Genomic DNA, 16,544 nt, shown 5'->3' with positions numbered 1-16,544 from the left:
GACCGGCCGTTGCATAGCGATACACTGTTCACACAGCTGTGTGTTTCCTTCAGTGAATTCTCACTGTGAGGTGACGGACGCGCAGCCCACAACCGCAGACCACCAGGAGTGATTTCATACGTGAGTGACGACAACCCCGACCCGAGCGCGCAATCCAGCCGTACGCAGCCGCGCCGGTCTGGGGTCACATCCACCGTCGAAGTCTCTCCCGGAGTGGTGTTCGGGCTGCTCGGCGCCAGTGACGTCAACCTTCGGACGCTCGAGCAGCTGCTGCCCGCCGACATCCACGTGCGTGGCAACCAGGTGACGCTGACCGGCGAGCCCGCCGATGTCGCCGCCTCCGAACGTGTCATCGCCGAACTCACCGACCTCGTCGGACGTGGCACCCCGCTGACCCCGGACCTCGTCCGGCACAGCGTGTCGATGCTCTCCGACGGCAGCCAGGAGTCGCCCGCCGAGGTGCTGTCGCTGGACATCCTGTCGCGCCGCGGCAAGACGATCCGACCCAAGACGCTGAACCAGAAGCACTACGTCGACGCGATCGACAACCACACCATCGTCTTCGGTCTGGGGCCGGCCGGTACCGGCAAGACCTACCTCGCGATGGCCAAGGCCGTGCAGGCGCTGCAGTCGAAGTCGGTCAACCGCATCATCCTCACTCGTCCCGCCGTCGAGGCCGGCGAACGTCTCGGCTTCCTGCCGGGCACGTTGAGCGAGAAGATCGACCCGTACCTGCGCCCGCTCTACGACGCGCTGCACGACATGATGGACCCCGAGGCGATCCCGAAGCTGATGGCCGCCGGGGTCATCGAGGTTGCGCCGCTGGCCTACATGCGCGGGCGGACCCTCAACGACGCTTTCATCATCCTCGACGAGGCGCAGAACACGACGAGCGAACAGATGAAGATGTTCCTGACGCGCCTGGGCTTCGGCTCCAAGGTCGTCGTCACGGGCGATGTCACCCAGGTGGACCTGCCGGGCGGCGCGAAGAGCGGCCTGATGGCGGCGACCGCGATCCTCGAGGGCATCGACGACATCCACTTCTCCCGTCTCACCAGCCAGGACGTCGTCCGGCATCGTCTGGTCGCCGACATCGTCGACGCCTACGGGCGCGCGGAGGAATCCCAGCGAGCCGGTGCACGCATCGATACCGCGATCGGCGGCAACCGCGCGGCGCGTCGTGCGGCTTCCCACGGACGTCGCTCATGAGCATCGAACTGGCCAACGAGTCCGGGGTCGAGGTCCCGGCCGAGCTGATCATCGACGCCGCACGTTTCGCCGTGAACGCGATGGACGTCAACCCCGGCGCGCTCCTGTCGGTCCTCTGCGTCGACGAGGACACCATGGCCGACATGCACGTGCAGTGGATGGACCTGCCCGGACCCACCGACGTGATGAGCTTCCCGATGGACGAGCTCGTCCCGGGCGGCCGACCCGACGCCACCGATCTGGGACCGGCCATCCTCGGCGACATCGTCCTGTGCCCCGAGTTCGCACGGAAGCAGGCCCGCGAGGCGCGCAGGTCCTTCGAACACGAGCTCGCGATGCTCACCATCCACGGTGTGCTCCATCTCCTCGGCTACGACCACGCCGAACCCGAGGAAGAGCGCGAGATGTTCGGGCTGCAGAACGAGATCCTCGACGCGTTCTATGCCGAGCGGAACCGACGCGCGCAGGAACAGCGGCAGACCGATCGTGATTCGCGGTTGCTGTCCAACATCGGATTCACCGGGACCGAACAGGGAACCGGGGACGCGGGGGCGACCGGACGGTCCGAGGAGGACTGAGCGTGTCCTCCGGTTATTGGTTCATCGTGGCCGCAGTCGTTCTGATCGGGCTCGGCGGACTGTTCGCCGCCGTCGACACCGCCGTGTCCACCGTCTCGAACGCCCGCGTCGACGACATGGTCCGGGAGGGCCGCGGCGGTGCACGACGCCTCGCGATCATCCTCGACGCCCGCGCCACCTACGTGGGACTCGTGGTCCTGCTGCGCGTGGTCTGCGAGACCGCGGCCGCCGCACTCATCGCCCTGTCCGCGGCCGAATGGCTCGGCGTCGGTTGGGGACTCGTCGTCGCCATCACCGCGATGACGGTCATCTCCTATGTCGCCATGGGCGTCGGGCCGCGCACCCTGGGCCGGCAGCACGCGTACACCATCGCACTGTCGATGTCGTATCTGTTGTTCGCGCTGGGCATCCTGCTCAAGCCCGTGACGCGGCTGCTCATCCTCATCGGTAACGCGCTGACCCCGGGTCGCGGCTACCGGAACGGCCCGTTCGCCACCGAGATCGAGCTGCGTGAGGTCGTCGACCTCGCCGAGGCCCGCGGAGTGGTGGCGGCCGGCGAGCGCCGGATGATCCACTCGGTGTTCGACCTCGGCGACACCAGCGCGCGCGAGGTCATGGTGCCACGTCCGGAGATGGTCTGGATCGAGGCCGACAAGAACGTCCTGCAGGCCACCAACCTCGCGACCCGGTCGGGACATTCGCGTATCCCGGTCATCGGCGAGAACACCGACGACGTGCTCGGGATCGTGTACCTCAAGGACATGGTCGAACGGACGGTCGCCAAACGCACCGACCCCACCACGCTGCGCGTCTCCGAGATCATGCGCGACGCCGAGTTCATCCCGGACTCCAAACCGCTCGACAAGGTCCTCGCCGACATGCAGCTCACGCGCAACCACATGGCGATCCTCGTCGACGAATACGGTGGCATCGCCGGCCTGGTGACGATCGAGGACGTGCTCGAGGAGATCGTCGGTGAGATCACCGACGAGTACGACACCGACGAACTCGCACCGGTCGAGGACCTCGGCGACGGGTCGTACCGGGTGTCGGCGCGTCTTCCGGTCGAGGATCTCGGTGAGCTGTTCGACGTCGAGATCGAGGAGGAAGAGGTCGAGACGGTGGGTGGACTCGTCGCACTCGAACTCGGCCGCGTCCCGCTCCCCGGCGCCCGGGTCAAGTCCCACGGCCTGCAGCTCGTCGCGGAGGGCGGTCCCAATCGCAAGGGGCGCCAACGCATCATCACCGTCCTCGTCACCCGGGTACCCGGGGAGGGCGCCGACGGACCGGACCCGCAGCGGCACGAATCCTCGGGCGGTCGTGGGCACTCCGGCCGTTCCGGACGTCATGACCGCACCGCGGCGCGTGAACACGAGGACGAATCCCATCGCAGTACACACGAGCAGACGACAGCAAGGATGAATCAGTGACCGAGACCCTCGCAGACGAGGATCAGAAGCTCGTGGTGCTCGCTCGCGGCGCGCTCGCGCGTGCCGAAGCGCGATCGGGAGCCGCCGTTCGCGACGGCGACGGTCGGACCTACGCGGGTGCCGAGGTCCGCACCAAGACCCTCACACTCAGCGGTCTGCAGGTCGCGGTCGCCTCGGCGATCTCGAGCGGGGCCGGCTCCTTCGAGGCGGCCGTCCTGGTCAACGGCGACGCCGACGATCCCGGTCTCGCGACCCTGCACGAACTGAGTCCGCAGGCCTACGCGTACGTCACCGATGCCGCCGGGCGGCCGCAGCAGCGACTCGGTGGCGCCGATGTCTGAGTCCGGCTCCGCTCCTGAATTCCGCTCCGGTTTCGTCTGTTTCGTCGGGCGCCCCAACACCGGCAAGTCGACGCTCACCAACGCGCTGGTGGGGGAGAAGATCGCGATCACCTCCAACCGGCCGCAGACCACCCGCCACACGATCCGCGGAATCGTCAACCGGCCCGACGCCCAGCTGATCCTCGTCGACACCCCGGGACTGCACCGGCCCCGCACGCTGCTGGGGCAGCGGCTCAACGACCTGGTGCGCGACACGTACTCCGAGGTCGACGTGATCGGTGTGTGCATCCCGGCCGACGAGGCGATCGGCCCGGGTGACCGCTGGATCATCTCCCAGGTCCGCGAGATGGCCCCGCGCACCACACTTCTCGGCGTGGTCACCAAGATCGACCGGGTGGGTCCCGAGCAGGTTGCCAAGCAGCTCGTGGCGCTCTCCGAGATCCTCGGCCCGGACGCCGAGGTGGTCCCCGTGTCGGCGAAGTCCGGCAAGCAGCTCGACGTCCTCAGCGACGTGCTCGTCGGTCTGATGGAGGAAGGTCCGGCGTTCTATCCCGACGGTGAGCTCACCGACGAACCCGAGCAGGTCCTGATGGCGGAATTCATCCGCGAGGCCGCCCTCGAAGGCGTCCACGACGAACTGCCGCATTCGCTCGCCGTGGTCATCGAGGAGGTCATCGATCGCGAGGACCGGCGCCCGGACCAGCCGCCGATGGTCGACGTCCACGCCGTGCTCTTCGTCGAACGGGACAGCCAGAAGGGCATCATCATCGGGCGCAAGGGGGCGCGTCTGAAAGAGGTCGGTACAGTTGCGCGCGCACAGATCGAGCGGCTGCTGGGGACCAAGGTGTACCTGGATCTGCACGTGAAGGTCGCCAAGGACTGGCAGCGCGACCCCAAGCAGCTACGCCGACTGGGCTTCTAGAGGAGAGAATGCCGGCACCGTCCTCGCGACGGTGTTCAGACGGCGGGCACGCGCCTGCGGGGGAGGTACGTCGATGGGAACGCACGAGTCGCACAAGGTCTCGGACTCCGACGCCGACACTGGTCGCGGAGCCCATGAGGCACCCGAGGTCGAACAGCCGACCGGCCGGACGATCGCCGGCGTACTCGGGTCACCCCGGTTCTGGCTCGCCCCACTGGTCCTCGTGGCGGTGCTGTTCTCCCTCATGGCCGCGCTCTACATGTCGGCCGTCGTCGACCCGCAACGCCACCTCCACGACTTCCCGGTCGCCCTCGTCAACGAGGACTCCGGCGGTGAGGTGACCGGCGCGGACGGAAAGGCCACCGAGCAGAACATCGGGAACGAGGTCGCGAACGGGATCATCTCGTCGGCCGCTGACAGCGGCATCGTCGTCCGGCGCACCGACCGCTCGACCGCGATCGGTGAACTGAACAGCGGCAAGGTGTACGGCGTCGTCGTCATCGGCTCGAACTTCACCAATCGCGCAGTCGCGCTGGGACGTTCGACGGTCCTTCCGGCGCAGCCCACGCGTCCGGCGATCGACATCTTCATCAACCGCGGCTCGGGCGCTTTCGCGTCGTCGATCACCTCGACCTTCGCCGAGCAACTGACCGAGCGGGTCAACGCCGAGGTCGGCGCGCAGCTGACCGCACAGGTCCGAGATCAGCTCGACCGCAACGACGTCACGTTCACCGGTGCCGCACAGCTCGCGCTGGCCGATCCGGTCGCGGTCTCGGTGTCGGAGCCCACGCCGCTGCCCCAGGGTGCCGGAAACGGACTGTCGGCGTTCTACCTCACGCTTCTCCTGGTGCTCGCCGGCTTCACCGGCGCGATGATGGTGAGCATCGTCGTCGACGGCATGCTCGGTCAGACGCCCATCGAGTACGGCCCGTTCTACCAACTCCGTGAACGTCTGGCGATCAGCCGCTGGGCGACCCTCGCCGCCAAGTGGACGATCATGTTCCTCGTCGCGGTGGTCCTCTCGACCCTGTTCATCGTGGTGGGCGCCTGGGTGGGCACGTCCCTGCCGAATGCCTTCGTGCTGTGGGTGATCTCGATCCTCGGCATCTTCGCCGTCGGCGTGAGCGCGAGCGCGATGATGGCCGTCTTCGGCAACGCCGGTCTGCTGTTCAACCTCCTGTTCTTCGTGGTCTTCGGCCTGCCGTCGTCGGGCGGGACCCTGCCGCTGGAGGCCAGTCCGCGGATCTTCGAGTGGATCGCCGCGATCGAACCGATGCACGTCATCTACCTCGGGGTGCGGTCGGTCCTGTACTTCGACGCCGACCTGTCGGCGGGGCTCGCGCGGTCGGTCGTCCAGTGCCTGATCGGACTGTGCATCGGTGTCCTGCTGGGTCTGCTCGGCACCAAGTACTACGACCGCAAGGGTTGGCACCGCTACCCGGGGGGCATGACGCTGCCGCCCAAACTCGACAAGATCGTGAACGCTGGATGAGCAGGCCGCTGTCGCCGCGCCCCCCGAGGCGGAAACCTGGCAGGGTGGAGGCATGGGGTTCCCGGTGGAGATGTCGATCGAGGAGATGTCGGACGCTCTGCACGACCTGCGAGACGAGCTCGACCGCGCGGAGAAGCACGCCGGTCCGCTGATCTCCGCGGTCGCCGTACAGCATCGGCAGAGTGCACGCAATCTCGTGCATTACGTCACCGTCCGTCGTCGTGACCTGCGACCGCTGCAGGCGTCGATGGCCGCTCACGGGCTGTCGAGTCTCGGCCGGATGGAGTCGATCGTCTACTCCTGGATCGAGACGGTCATCGAAACCGTTGACGCACTCGCCGAAGGCCGACGGCGACAACCGATCTGGGGCGATCTCTCCGACGGCGTGCGGGTTCTCAGCGCCAACCGGGACCGACTGCTGGGGAGTGTGCACCCCGGCGGGGTCGACGACGTCACCGCCGATCGGTCCGGCGACGAGCACGGTGAGCGGACGAGTCGGGTGATGGTCACGATGCCGACGCAGGCCGCCGACGAGCCGGACCTGGTGCGACGCATGGGCGCGGCCGGCATGGATGTGGCGCGGGTGAACTGCGCCCACGACGGACCCGCGGAATGGGCGCGGATGATCGAGTCGGTGCGTGCACTCCCCGGACGGGTGCGCGTGGCTATGGACCTGGCCGGACCCAAACTCCGGACCGGGCCGCTCGAGCCGGGACCGAAGGTCGTGAAGGTCAAACCCGTTCGCGCCGACGACGGGACCGTCGAACGGCGGTCACGGGTGCGGTTGAGCACAACCCCCCACGATGCCGAGCACGACCTTCCCGACGGTATCGATGCGGTAATCCCGGTGGACGACCTCGGCAGCCTGTCCGACGGTGACCGGCTCGTGTTGCGCGATGCGCGGGGCCGGCGTCGACGCCTCGACGTCGTCGGGGCCTCCGAGGACGGGATCGACGCCGAATGCGACCGCACCGTCTACTACCGGACGGGCGCGTCGATCAGGGTCAAACGGTTCGGCGGCGGAACACTCGTCATCGGTGAACTGCCGGAGAAGCCACAGCATCTGCTGATCCGCACCGGCGATGAGATCCGACTCCGGCGCGACCTGTCGCCCATGCCCGCGACCAGGGTCGGGCCGCATCGGATCGGGTGTGAACTCGGAGACGCCTTCGACGACGTGGAGCCCGGACACCGGGTGCTGTTCGACGACGGGAAGATCGCCGGACGGGTGCGTGAGAGGCTCGACGACGAGATCGTCGTCGACGTCGAACGCGCCGGCCCGAAGGGTTCCAAACTGCGTGCGGAGAAGGGCGTCAACCTCCCGGACACGACCCTCCACATTCCCGCGCTGACACCGGATGACCGCGCGGCTCTCGAGTTCGTGGCGACGCACGCGGACATGGTCAACTACTCGTTCGTCCGGTCGCCGGAGGATGTCGCCGACCTCATCGCCGAACTCGAGCGCCTCGACGCCCGGAACGTCGGGATCGTCCTCAAGATCGAGACCCGCGCCGCGTTCGAATCGCTGCCGCAGATGCTGCTCGAGGCGATGCGGTGGGACGAGGTCGGGGTGATGATCGCGCGCGGAGACCTCGCCGTCGAGGTCGGTTTCGGGCGGCTCGCCGAGGTCCAGGAGGAGATCCTCTGGCTGTGCGAGGCCGCCCACATCCCGGTCGTGTGGGCGACGCAGGTGCTCGACGGTCTGGCGAAGACAGGCGTGCCGACGCGCGCGGAGGTCACCGACGCCGCGATGAGCCGCCGCGCGGAGGGGGTCATGCTCAACAAGGGCCCTTACATCGTCGAGGCCATCGAAGCGCTGACCTCGATCCTCGACCGGATGGGCGGTCACGTCGAGAAGAAGCGGTCGCTGCTGCGACCCCTGACCTCTTTCGACATCGGCTTGGACTGACGTCACTGGTGGTCCCGGGGCGTGTGTGAGGGGCTGGTCTACTGCGGTCTTGGGGCGTGTGAGGGGGCTGGTCTGCTGCGGTCTCGGCGCTTGTGAGGGGGCTGGTCTGCTGCGGTCTCGGCGCTTGTGAGGGGGCTGGTCTGCTGCGGTCTCGGGGCGTGTGAGGGCTGGTCTGCTGCGGCCCCGGGGCGTGTGAGGGCTGTCTGCTGCTCCTTGAGTAGCCCCGGAGCTTGCGGAGGGGCGTATCGAAAGGACCTTGCCAGTGTCGGTACCCGGTGGTGTCGGTACACAGTGGGACAATCGGCGGGTGAGGTTCTACCGGGATGAGGCCGTCGTGCTCCGTCAGCACAAGCTGGGCGAGGCCGACCGCATCATCACCCTGCTGACCGCGGAGCACGGGCTCGTGCGTGCGGTCGCCAAGGGGGTGCGTCGGACACGGTCGAAGTTCGGTGCCCGTCTCGAACCCTTCGCGCACATCGACGTACATCTGTATCCGGGCCGCAGCCTCGACGTCGTGACGCAGGTGCACAGTCTGCACGCCTTCGCCGACGCGATCGTCGCGGATTACGGCCGCTACACGACGGCCTGCGCGGTCCTCGAGACCGCAGAACGGCTCGCCGGCGAGGAGCGCGCCCCCACCCGCCAGTTGCACCGCCTGACGGTGGGTGCGCTGGAGGCGCTGGCCGACGACCGCCGGCCGCGGGAACTGATCCTCGACGCGTACCTGCTGCGCGCCATGTACAGCGCCGGTTGGATGCCAGCGTTGGAGGAGTGCGCGCGCTGCGCCACCCCCGGCCCGCACCGCGCCTTCCATGTCGCCGCCGGTGGGGCAGTGTGCCTGCATTGCCGTCCGCCGGGCTCGGCCACGCCGTCGCCCGGCGTTCTCGATCTCATGGAAGCACTGTTCCGCGGTCAGTGGGACCACGTGGAGGAGTCCTCGAACTCGCTGCGCCGCCAGGCCAGCGGCCTCACGGCCGCGCATCTGCAGTGGCATCTCGAACGTCAGCTGCGAACCCTGCCGCTCATCGAACGCACCGCGCCTCATAGGCTGATGGAAACGGGTGTCGAACCAGGTGCGGTCGGCGGGATGCGGGACAACGGGGTGAGGAGAGTCGACGATGGCGTTGCGGCCGGGTAGTTCGTCGAAGGGTCGCAAGCCGACGAGCCCACGCACGGAGGTTCGCCCCCCCGATCCCCATCCCAGTGGAGCGCGACCCCCGGCCATCCCCGCCCAATTCGTGCCCAGGCACGTCGCTCTGGTCATGGACGGCAACGGCCGCTGGGCCACTGACCGCGGACTGCCGCGCACCGAAGGACACAAGCGCGGCGAAGCAGTCCTGATGGACACCGTGTGCGGTTGCATCGAGTTGGGCGTCGGCTGGCTGTCTGCGTACGCCTTCTCGACCGAGAACTGGTCACGCAGCCCCGACGAAGTCCGCTTCCTCATGGGCTTCAACCGCGACGTCATCCGTCGCCGGCGCGACGAGATGCACGAGATGGGTGTCCGCGTCCGCTGGGCCGGCCGCCGACCCCGCCTGTGGCGCAGCGTCATCCGTGAACTCGAGATCGCCGAGGAGCTCACGAAGGACAACACCGTGATGACGCTGACGATGTGCGTCAACTATGGTGGCCGCGCCGAGATCGCCGACGCCGCCCGCGAGATCGCCCGGCGCGCTGCGCGCGGAGAGATCGACCCCGAACGCATCTCCGAGTCGACCTTCGCCCGCTACCTCGACGAGCCCGACATGCCCGACGTCGACCTGTTTCTGCGTCCCTCGGGTGAACAGCGCATCTCGAACTTCCTGCTGTGGCAGTCGGCGTATGCGGAGATGGTCTACCAGGAGAAACTCTTTCCCGACTTCGACCGTCGGGACCTGTGGGATGCCTGCCTGGAGTACGCCTCCCGTGACCGGCGCTTCGGTGGGGTGAAGCCGTCGTGACCGATGCCGCCGCGCTGCTCGAGCGTGCCGCCGTCATCGTGGCAGAGCTCGGCCCCACCGACCGCCCTGATGCGGAATCCGTTGTGGTGCAGGTTGGCCCGACTCGAGCGTCGCTTCGCGTGCTTACGCTCGCGGACGGCCTCGACGTGCTCGCCGTGACCCAGATGGTCGCCATGGACCTGCCGAACACCCCGACCCTGCGTGACGATGTGGAGACCTTCGGCGCGCAGCTGAGCTTCGGCAGTCTGCGTCGTTCCGATCCGACCGGTGTCACCACAGATGTGTTGCAGTACTACACATTTCCCGCCGGTCGGCTCGACGACCTGCCGTTGCTGACGGTGCTGCACATCGTGCTGGCAGCGGGTGTCGACGCCGCCGAGCGGCTGGTGGCCACGTAGCTGGTCGCGCTCGTCGCTCCGCGATCTCATTGCGCCCTTGCCCGGCGATCGGGCACGAGGGCAACCACGACTCGACGGCAGGCCGCTGGGTCAGTTGTCCTGGCACCCTTGGCAATCGGCGCAGAGGCCGAAGACCTCGACCGTGTGGTTGATGTCGGTGAAGCCGTGTTCGGCGGCGATCGTGGCCGCCCACTTCTCGACCGGATCGGCCTGTACCTCGACCGTGGTGCCGCAGTTGCGGCACACCAGGTGATGGTGATGTCCGGACGAGCAGTGGCGATAGCGGGTCTCGCCGGAACCGTCCCACAGAACATCGATCTGACCGGCCTGGCTCAGTGCTTGCAGGTTGCGGTAGACGGTGGTCAGGCCGATGGATTCGCCCCGGCCCTTGAGGATCTCGTGGAGTTCCTGGGCCGAGCAGAAGTCGTCGGTGCCGGCCAGCGCGTCGGCGATGGCCGCGCGCTGACGCGTGGAGCGGATTCCGGTGACCGGCTGCGGGCCGGTGGCCTCGACGCCGGTCACTCGTTCACCACCGACGGGCCGCGGTTGGTCTCGTTCGCGTGGACCAGTGCGTCGACGACGATGTGGGCGACGTGGTCGTCGAGCAGTTCGTAGGTGATCTCGCGGCCGTTGCGGTGGCCGCGGACGACGCCGGCGTCCTTGAGTACGCGGAGGTGCTGGCTGACGAGCGGTTGGCTCAGACCGAGGTGTCCGACGAGTTCGTGCACGCACTGGACACGTTCGCGCAGGGACAGGACGATCGCGACGCGGGTGGGGGAGGCGAGGGCTCGCAGGAGATCGGCAGCGGCCTCACGGGCGGTGGCGTCGGAGTCCGCGACCGGCCCGGACGCGCCGAACTGCCCGGACCCTTCGATCGGTTCGGTCGACATGTCACTCCTCCCGGACTGCTCGCGTCACAGCACTGCCGCCATTCTAACGGAAATCGTTTTCAAACAGCGAGGGCGGACTCAGCCCTCGGCTCGCTGCCGCACGCCGACCGCCGGAACGCCGTCGGGGCCGTTCGTCGCGAGCGCGTAAGTGGCGACCGCATGGGCGACGGCGGCGGCGTTGACGGCCAGTGATTCGGTGTTGACGTTGTCCACGGTGTCGCGCGGGCTGTGATAGTTCGGATCGAAGGGCTCGCCGGCCGTACCGCCCCACATCTCGGCCTGTTCCTTGCTCTTCTTCCGCTCGGCGCCGGTCGCCACGCCACCGGACGGTATGCCGGCCGCGATGAACGGTCCGTAGTCGGATCGACCGTCGAAGTCGTTCGGGCCCAACGGGATTCCGCGATCGGCGTAGAACTTCGCGAAGACGCGTTCGATGCCGTCGGAGCCGCCGGGCCCGGCGCCGGCACCCTGGTGTTCGGAGTCGTCGCCGTCGTAGGTGAAGTACCCGCCGTTCGGTGAGGCGAGCATGTCGAAGTTCAGGTAGAGCGCGATGGCGCGTCGCTCGGCGGCGTCGAGTCCACGAACGTATTCCGTGGAGCCGACCAGCCCGTCCTCCTCGCCACCCCAGAAGGCGAAACGCACCCGGTGGGGAACGCGCGGCGACGACCCGAGTCGCAACGCGGTCTCGAGAACTGCCGCGCTGCCGCTCCCGTTGTCGTTCATGCCGGGTCCCTCGACGACGCTGTCGAGGTGGGCGCCCGCCATCACGACGTCGTCGGTGGCCCCGGTGCGCGTCTCGGCGACGACATTGCGGGTGGTGACGGGGGTCGTCTCGGCATCGACCGACAGGCTCACCTCTGATGACGACCGCACGCGCTGCCCGTCGTCGGAGCTGATCCCGACCACCGGGATCCCCGGCCGGTCGTCGGGTCCGAGGGTCGAGCCGAGCATCGGCTTCGGCTCGTTGTTCACCACCACGACCCCGACCGCGCCGGCCGTCTCGGCGGTGCGCGCCTTGTCGGCGAAGGTGCACTGACCTCGGGTGACCACCGCGACGGAGTCGCGCACGGCCGGCGGATAGTCGCCGGGTGCGCATCCCAGTGCGCCGACCTCCACCGGTTTTCCGGTCACGGACTTGCCGCCGGTGCCTGCCGAGTACTCGAGAACGTGCGCATCGATCTTGTCCCCGTCGGCCGTCAGTTCCACGGGCCCGGCGTCGAATCGCTGGTAGCCGAACTCGGGTGTGGTGACCTCGAACCCGGCGGTACGCAGGAGCCCGGCGACGTAATCCACCGACGCGGCATGTCCGGGTGTGCCCGACGCCCGGGTTCCGCCGTGGTTGTCCGCGGTCTGCTGGAACGCCCGGACATGGCCCATGACACGGTCGAGGGTGACCGCGTCGGCCAGCCCATCCGGAGTGACCTCGACGACCGGCGGGCCGACCGCCGGCGTCGACACCGGAGCCGAGGACACGCTGCGTGCCGGACCCTCGCGTTGGTCTCCGCCGCAACCGGCGAGAAAGGCCACCGCGGCCGCGGTCGCGGCGACGACGGGCAACAGTCGTGCTCGAGTGATCACCCTGCCACTGTGACAGTTCCGGGGAGACGGCATCGGCCGGGCCGCGATCGGCCTGCTGGGGCGACTGGTTTAGTCGAACGGAGGGCCCGCTCGGTAGTCTGTAGGGGTTGCCGTGCGCGCCCGACCCCACCCGGTCGCACGCGCATGCGCAGAACAGTTCGAAGCCGAGAACCTCAACCCGTGGAGAGCAGTTAACCGTGGCCGCCCAGTCCAAAGTGGAATCCGTCGTCAACCTCGCCAAGCGCCGGGGTCTGGTCTACCAGTGCGGTGAGATCTACGGCGGCACCAAGTCGGCCTGGGATTACGGCCCGCTCGGCGTCGAGCTCAAGGACAACATCAAGCGGCAGTGGTGGCGGAACATGGTCATCAGCCGTGAGGACGTCGTCGGTCTCGACTCGTCGGTCATCCTGCCGCGTCAGGTCTGGGAGGCCTCGGGCCACGTCGAGGTGTTCACCGATCCGCTCGTCGAGTCGCTGCACACCCACAAGCGCTACCGCGCCGATCACCTGATCGAGGCCTACGAGGCCAAGCACGGGCACCCGCCGGAGAACGGCCTCGCCGACATCAACGACCCGGAGACCGGCCAGCCCGGCAACTGGACCGAGCCCAAGGCGTTCAGCGGGCTGATGAAGACCTTCCTCGGCCCCGTCGACGACGAAGAGGGTCTGCATTACCTCCGTCCGGAGACCGCGCAGGGCATCTTCGTGAACTTCAAGAACGTGATGACCACCGCGCGCAAGAAGCCGCCGTTCGGCATCGCGCAGATCGGCAAGAGCTTCCGCAACGAGATCACACCGGGCAACTTCATCTTCCGCACCCGCGAATTCGAGCAGATGGAGATGGAGTTCTTCGTCAAGCCGGGCGAGGACGAAGAGTGGCACCAGTACTGGATCGATCAGCGTTTCAACTGGTACGTCAACCTGGGCATCGATCCGGAGAACCTGCGACTCTACGACCACCCCAAGGAGAAGCTGTCGCACTACTCCAAGCGGACCGTCGACGTCGAGTACAAGTTCGGGTTCGCCGGCAACCCCTGGGGTGAGCTCGAGGGCGTCGCCAACCGCACCGACTACGACCTCACCACCCACAGCAAGCACTCCGGCGAGGACCTGTCGTTCTTCGACCAGGCCACCGGCGAGCGCTACACCCCGTACGTCATCGAGCCCGCAGCCGGCCTGACCCGTTCGCTGATGGCGTTCCTGTGCGACGCGTACACCGAGGAAGAGGTGCCGAATGCCAAGGGCGGCACCGACACCCGTACCGTGCTGCGCCTCGACCGTCGTCTCGCCCCGATCAAGGTCGCGGTGCTGCCGTTGTCGCGCAACGAGAAACTGTCGCCGAAGGCACGCGACCTCGCCGCAGAACTGCGCAAGCACTGGAACGTCGAGTTCGACGACGCGCAGGGCATCGGCAAGCGTTACCGCCGCCAGGACGAGATCGGTACGCCGTTCTGCGTGACCGTCGACTTCGACACCCTCGACGATCAGGCCGTGACCGTGCGTGAGCGCGACACCATGAGCCAGGAGCGTGTCGCCCTCGACAAGGTCGCCGAATACCTCGGCGGCAAGCTGCTCGGCGCCTGACCACCGCCCGCCACACCTGGTACCCCCGGTGTGGCGGGACGGGCACGATTCCGCCTGACCTGCGGTTGTCTGTCACAATTGAGGGCGAGTTGTCGCGCGGAGGAGGGCATGGGGCCCGTCATGCGCGCGACGAGAGAGTGAGTGGAGTCGTGTCTGTCAGCGGGAAAGTCGTCCATTACGACGCGAATCGGGGATTCGGGTTTCTGGCGCCGGAATCGGGCGGTGCCGATGTGTTCCTTCACATCAACGACATCGACATCGACGAGGACTCGCTGAAACCGGGTGCCAAGGTGACCTTCGACATCGAGGAGACCGACCGCGGTTCCAAGGCGATCAACGTCGCCGTGACCGAAGAGGCTCCGGCCGACGATTCGGCGGGTGCACGTGCGCATCGCCGCGACGATCACCACGGACGTGGCGACCGCGGCGATCGTGGTGACCGCGGGCATCGTCGTGACGATCACGGTCGGCGTCCGCGCGGTGGCGGTGGCTCGCTCGACGCCGGCGCGTTCACCGAGGAGCTGACCGAGCTTCTCCTCGACGCCGACGACGACCTGACCGCACGCCAGATCGTGGCCATCCGCCAGCGGGTCACCGATTTCGCGGTCGGCCGGGGCTGGGTGCTTGACTAGCAGTCAATCCAGTTCCGGCGCCGCCGGCCATGTCCTTCCGGACATGGCCACCTACGGCGACGAGGCCGTCGAACGTTTTGTCCCCGAAGGTGCCAAGGTCGCGAGCCTGCCGGGCACCCGGACGGATCACCGCAGCGCCTTCGCCCGCGACCGCGCTCGCGTGCTGCATTCCGCCGCATTGCGTCGCCTCGCCGACAAGACACAGGTCGTCGGGCCCCGCGAGGGCGACACCCCGCGTACCCGCCTGACCCATTCGCTCGAGGTCGGGCAGATCGGTCGCGGTATCGCCATCGGGCTGGGCGCCGAACCCGACCTCGTCGAACTCGCGGGCCTCGCCCACGACATCGGGCACCCGCCCTACGGGCACAACGGCGAGCGCGCGCTCGACGAGGTGGCCGCCGACCACGGCGGCTTCGAGGGCAACGCGCAGAACCTGCGCATCCTCACCCGGCTCGAGCCGAAGCTGCTCGACGCCGAGGGCCACAGCGCAGGGCTCAACCTGACGCGTGCCTCGCTCGACGCGACGTTGAAGTACCCGTGGACTCGACGCACCCCCGGCGGGAAGTTCGGCGCCTACGATGACGACGCCGCGACGCTCGACTGGGTTCGCCGGAACGCGCCCGGAACCCGGAAGTGCATCGAAGCCCAGATCATGGACTGGTCCGACGACGTCGCCTATTCGGTGCACGATCTCGAGGACGGCGTCATCGGCGGCCGAATCGACCTGCGTAGCCTCGGCGACCCGCAGGACCGACGGGAGATGGCGGAGATCGGCGCCAAGGAATTCCCCGGCCTGGACCCGGAGGCACTCGTCGACGCCGCCCGGCGACTCCACGAGATGGACATCGTGCGGGCGGTCGGAGTCTTCGACGGCACCCTCGACTCGTATGTCGCCCTCAAACGTCTCACCAGTGAGCTCATCGGACGATTCGCGTCGGCCGCCATCACCGGTACGCGCGCGATGGTGGGGGACCGGCCGGTGTCACGCTACGACGCCGATCTCGAGGTGCCCCCGCTCATCGCCGCCGAGGTCCCCATGCTCAAGACCATGGCGCTGCGGTTCATCTTCTCCAACGAACGACACAAGGCGACCCAGCAGCGGCAGCGCGAGCGGATTCACCGCGTCGCCAACTGGTTCGTCGAAGCCGCTCCCGGTGGACTCGACCCGATCTTCGTGCCCCGGTGGAACGCCGCGGCCGACGACGCGGCCCGGATGCGGGTCATCATCGATCAGATCGCGTCGATGACCGAGGGCCGTCTGGAGCGCACGGACAAGCAGAACTCCGGGGCTCAAGCGCACCTGGGGTGAGGCCGTGGGCAGGGCTGGGCCGGGCCTGAAAAGCGCCCCTGGAAACCGCCCCTGGAATCCGCCCGGCATCGAAAAGCGCCCCTGGAAAGCGCCCCTGGTATCCGCCCGGCACTGAGATCCGCCCCCGAAAAGCGCCCCTACAATCCACCCCGCGTCGAAAAGCGCCCCTGGGAAACGCCCTCCACAGCCCCGGCGGCGACATATGGGTTGCGGCGCGGCGCTGTCGGGTTGTTTCCAGGGGTGGTTTTCCGGCCGGGGCGGAACTCGGTGGCGGATATCAGGGGTGGTTTTCCGGCCGGGGCGGAAACCAGGGGCGGATATGAGGGGCGGTTT

At 68.0% G+C, this 16,544-nt stretch carries 16 protein-coding genes; 13 read left to right on the top strand and 3 right to left on the bottom strand.

Annotation, left to right across the window (positions count from 1 at the left end):
- Positions 1-120 precede the first annotated feature (120 nt).
- The 10 genes from GAA2_RS15670 to GAA2_RS15625 all read left to right on the top strand — a co-directional run bounded on the left by GAA2_RS15670 (position 121) and on the right by GAA2_RS15625 (position 10,219).
- Positions 121-1,209 carry a PhoH family protein gene (locus tag GAA2_RS15670; RefSeq protein ID WP_006434869.1) on the top strand — a complete coding sequence of 363 codons (1,089 nt, stop codon included), beginning with the start codon at positions 121-123 and terminating at the stop codon, positions 1,207-1,209.
- The gene (ybeY, locus tag GAA2_RS15665; RefSeq protein WP_006434870.1) at positions 1,206-1,787 is read left to right on the top strand and encodes an rRNA maturation RNase YbeY; all 582 of its coding nucleotides are present in this window, start codon (positions 1,206-1,208) and stop codon (positions 1,785-1,787) included. The genes GAA2_RS15670 and ybeY overlap by 4 nt, the downstream gene beginning before the upstream one ends.
- Before the next feature lie 2 nt (positions 1,788-1,789).
- Positions 1,790-3,217, top strand: coding sequence for a hemolysin family protein (locus GAA2_RS15660; RefSeq protein WP_096274167.1), 1,428 nt, complete (start codon positions 1,790-1,792; stop codon positions 3,215-3,217).
- Positions 3,214-3,558 (top strand): hypothetical protein, encoded by a 345-nt coding sequence (locus tag GAA2_RS15655; RefSeq protein WP_006434872.1) that lies wholly within the window; start codon positions 3,214-3,216, stop codon positions 3,556-3,558. Before GAA2_RS15660 ends, GAA2_RS15655 begins: the two co-directional genes overlap by 4 nt.
- Positions 3,551-4,480: a GTPase Era gene (gene era, locus GAA2_RS15650; RefSeq protein ID WP_006434873.1), complete on the top strand. Its 930-nt coding sequence runs from the start codon at positions 3,551-3,553 to the stop codon at positions 4,478-4,480. Before GAA2_RS15655 ends, era begins: the two co-directional genes overlap by 8 nt.
- Before the next feature lie 73 nt (positions 4,481-4,553).
- On the top strand, positions 4,554-5,972 hold the full coding sequence (locus tag GAA2_RS15645; RefSeq protein ID WP_006434874.1) for a YhgE/Pip domain-containing protein: 1,419 nt from the start codon (positions 4,554-4,556) through the stop codon (positions 5,970-5,972).
- A gap of 52 nt (positions 5,973-6,024) precedes the next feature.
- Positions 6,025-7,881: a pyruvate kinase gene (locus GAA2_RS15640; RefSeq protein ID WP_096274165.1), complete on the top strand. Its 1,857-nt coding sequence runs from the start codon at positions 6,025-6,027 to the stop codon at positions 7,879-7,881.
- Between the two features lie 307 nt (positions 7,882-8,188).
- Positions 8,189-9,019, top strand: a complete 831-nt coding sequence (gene recO / locus GAA2_RS15635) for a DNA repair protein RecO (protein WP_006434877.1) — start codon at positions 8,189-8,191, stop codon at positions 9,017-9,019.
- Complete coding sequence (locus GAA2_RS15630) at positions 9,000-9,821, top strand: isoprenyl transferase (RefSeq protein WP_006434878.1); 822 nt, start codon at positions 9,000-9,002, stop codon at positions 9,819-9,821. The genes recO and GAA2_RS15630 overlap by 20 nt, the downstream gene beginning before the upstream one ends.
- Entirely contained in the window at positions 9,818-10,219 is a 402-nt protein-coding gene (locus GAA2_RS15625) for a hypothetical protein (protein ID WP_096274163.1), read from the top strand. Before GAA2_RS15630 ends, GAA2_RS15625 begins: the two co-directional genes overlap by 4 nt.
- 90 nt (positions 10,220-10,309) lie before the next feature.
- On the opposite strand, the gene GAA2_RS15620 is transcribed toward GAA2_RS15625, so the two are convergent.
- The 3 genes from GAA2_RS15620 to GAA2_RS15610 form a co-directional block, all read right to left on the bottom strand.
- On the bottom strand, positions 10,310-10,741 hold the full coding sequence (locus GAA2_RS15620; RefSeq protein ID WP_006434880.1) for a Fur family transcriptional regulator: 432 nt from the start codon (positions 10,739-10,741) through the stop codon (positions 10,310-10,312).
- On the bottom strand, positions 10,738-11,109 hold the full coding sequence (locus GAA2_RS15615; RefSeq protein WP_006434881.1) for an ArsR/SmtB family transcription factor: 372 nt from the start codon (positions 11,107-11,109) through the stop codon (positions 10,738-10,740). The genes GAA2_RS15620 and GAA2_RS15615 overlap by 4 nt, the downstream gene beginning before the upstream one ends.
- A gap of 78 nt (positions 11,110-11,187) precedes the next feature.
- On the bottom strand, positions 11,188-12,720 hold the full coding sequence (locus tag GAA2_RS15610; RefSeq protein ID WP_081598182.1) for a M28 family peptidase: 1,533 nt from the start codon (positions 12,718-12,720) through the stop codon (positions 11,188-11,190).
- 164 nt (positions 12,721-12,884) lie between these two features.
- Here GAA2_RS15610 and GAA2_RS15605 point away from each other — a divergent pair, with 164 nt between their 5' ends.
- From GAA2_RS15605 to GAA2_RS15595, 3 genes are all read left to right on the top strand, one after another.
- Entirely contained in the window at positions 12,885-14,270 is a 1,386-nt protein-coding gene (locus GAA2_RS15605) for a glycine--tRNA ligase (protein WP_006434883.1), read from the top strand.
- A 149-nt stretch (positions 14,271-14,419) separates the two neighbouring features.
- The gene (locus tag GAA2_RS15600; RefSeq protein WP_006434884.1) at positions 14,420-14,902 is read left to right on the top strand and encodes a cold-shock protein; all 483 of its coding nucleotides are present in this window, start codon (positions 14,420-14,422) and stop codon (positions 14,900-14,902) included.
- Between the two features lie 43 nt (positions 14,903-14,945).
- Complete coding sequence (locus GAA2_RS15595) at positions 14,946-16,211, top strand: deoxyguanosinetriphosphate triphosphohydrolase (protein ID WP_096274161.1); 1,266 nt, start codon at positions 14,946-14,948, stop codon at positions 16,209-16,211.
- Positions 16,212-16,544 lie beyond the last annotated feature (333 nt).

This window comes from Gordonia ajococcus (assembly GCF_012974285.1).
Lineage (GTDB): Bacteria > Actinomycetota > Actinomycetes > Mycobacteriales > Mycobacteriaceae > Gordonia > Gordonia amicalis.
This window is presented reverse-complemented; position numbering and strand designations above follow the sequence as displayed.

Excerpts from the sequence above, each read along its gene's own strand:
- ybeY (WP_006434870.1), top strand. The coding sequence starts at position 1,206 with ATGAGCATCGAACTGGCCAACGAGTCCGGGGTCGAGGTCCCGGCCGAG.
- era (WP_006434873.1), top strand. The coding sequence starts at position 3,551 with ATGTCTGAGTCCGGCTCCGCTCCTGAATTCCGCTCCGGTTTCGTCTGT.
- GAA2_RS15610 (WP_081598182.1), bottom strand. The coding sequence starts at position 12,720 with ATGCCGTCTCCCCGGAACTGTCACAGTGGCAGGGTGATCACTCGAGCA.
- GAA2_RS15645 (WP_006434874.1), top strand. The coding sequence starts at position 4,554 with ATGGGAACGCACGAGTCGCACAAGGTCTCGGACTCCGACGCCGACACT.
- GAA2_RS15595 (WP_096274161.1), top strand. The coding sequence starts at position 14,946 with ATGGCCACCTACGGCGACGAGGCCGTCGAACGTTTTGTCCCCGAAGGT.
- GAA2_RS15640 (WP_096274165.1), top strand. The coding sequence starts at position 6,025 with ATGGGGTTCCCGGTGGAGATGTCGATCGAGGAGATGTCGGACGCTCTG.
- GAA2_RS15630 (WP_006434878.1), top strand. The coding sequence starts at position 9,000 with ATGGCGTTGCGGCCGGGTAGTTCGTCGAAGGGTCGCAAGCCGACGAGC.
- GAA2_RS15615 (WP_006434881.1), bottom strand. The coding sequence starts at position 11,109 with ATGTCGACCGAACCGATCGAAGGGTCCGGGCAGTTCGGCGCGTCCGGG.